This window comes from Neisseria sp. P0021.S005 (assembly GCF_051956955.1).
The window spans coordinates 1-1,753 of the sequence record NZ_JBQCWY010000640.1; the positions used below are offsets into that span (position 1 = coordinate 1).

The 1,753-nt window shown below is 54.5% G+C and carries 1 protein-coding gene; it reads right to left on the reverse strand.

Features of this window, described 5'->3' with window-relative positions; translation table 11 throughout:
* Positions 1-140: 140 nt before the first annotated feature.
* A complete protein-coding gene (locus ACTHUE_RS17790) occupies positions 141-1,616 on the reverse strand; it encodes a surface lipoprotein assembly modifier (protein ID WP_199900386.1) in 1,476 nt (491 codons plus the stop codon).
* Positions 1,617-1,753 lie beyond the last annotated feature (137 nt).

Below are 1,753 nucleotides of genomic sequence, written 5' to 3' on the forward strand. Positions count from 1 at the left end.
CTATTTGATAAATATAAATTTAATGAGGAATTATGCCTTGAAAATCCTATTTATCCGGTATCTGTAAAAGTTTGAATCTGCCTTGTAAATCAGTATGCAGGACCGATATTCTTGCTTGATCCCCAGATTAGTTCTATTTGTCAGAACGTTTTGCTCAATTCGACAAACATTTTGGTTTTGCCGTATTCGTAGAACTTGTCGTTGCTCCATGTTTTGTTGTGGGCAATGGTCAGGCGTGGGGTGATGCCTTTGAAATGGAGGGCGCGATGCCATACGCTCAGGGAGGCGGAGGCTTCTTTGTCGCGGCGGTTTTGTTCGTTGCTGAAGAAGCTGGGGGCTTGGTAATGGCGTTGGGCGGCGCTGAGGCGTAGGACGGTGGAGAGGCCTTTGGGCCATTCTTGTCCCCATGTGGTGCGCAGGGCGTAGCGGTTGAAGCTGTCGCTTTTGTCGTCGCGGTTGCGTTCGCGGTAGAGGTCGATACCGGCTACCCAGTATTGGCGCGCGTTGCGGTAGTACACGATGGAGTTGCTGAGCAGTTGGCTGGTGTTGTTGGAATGCTCGCGGCGGCCGTTTTTCAGACGGCCTGCTTCAAATGCGCTGAGGGTTTGCAGCTTGGGTTGCCACCAATGGTTGTAGTGGAGGCGTGCGCCGTTGGTGTAGGTGTAGGGGTCGTTGCCGTAGAAGCGGCGTTCGTGGAACGGGGTAATGCCGATATCGTTGCGCTGGTCGGCATAGCCGATGCCTGCCGAAAAGCGTGTGGTGAGGTCGTTGTAGTTGGTGTGTTTGGGATAGATTTTGCCGTAATGGTCTGCGCCTGCCGTGGCATAGAAGCCGCGGGGCAGCGACCATTTTTTTTCTGCGCCGATTTGGTAATGGATGGCAGTGGCATCGATGGGTTCGGGGAATGTCCAGCCTCGGAAGCAGTCGTCGTCGGGATAGGCAAGGCGCACGGCGCGGCATTGTTCATCGCTCAGGTGGTTGCCCAGACGGCGTTGGCCGGGGGCTTGGTTGATGTTTTGTTCGCGCGTGATGTTCAGGCCGGCGTTGAATTGCCATGAGTCGCGTTCGCGCAGGGCTTTGCGGTAGGTTTCGATGCGTTCTTGCAAGGCAGGCGGGAGGGATTCGGTTTGTAGTTTGTCGAACTGGTCGGCTGCGGCTTCGTTTTGTTTGTCTTCAAACAAGGCGGTCGCAAGCTGCCAGCGGACGGCGGAGGCATCGGGTTGCTCGGCGATAAAGCGGCGGTAATGGCCGATGGCTTCGGCGGCGCGTCCTTCGGATTGGGCAAGCAAACCTTTGGCATAGCGTGCCATGGCGCGGTCGTGTTCTGGCCATTGTTCGTAAATGGGCAAAACGGCTTTGATGCCGGGGATGTTGTGGGCGACGACGGCGGAATACATGGCGCGTGCCAGTAATTCGGTGTTGGCAAGCAGGGTATCGGCATCGACGTTGATGATTTTTTCAGACGGCCTGTTTGTCTGCTCGGCAGTGATGTTGTGCGTTTCGGGTTGTTGGGGTTCGGCTGTGTTGACTTGAAGCTCGGGTTTCACATCAGGCGGCACATCGGCGGCGTGAAGGGAAAGGGGAAGGATGGCGAGGAGGAGCAGACGTTTTTTCATGGCAATGTTTGGGATGTTATCGGTATAAGTGGGCAGATTGTACAATGTTTTGAGTCGGAAATTTTGCAAACCGAGTGCCATTTTATCTGATAAAGACGACAAAAGGCCGTCTGAAAACCGATGGGATTTCAGACGGC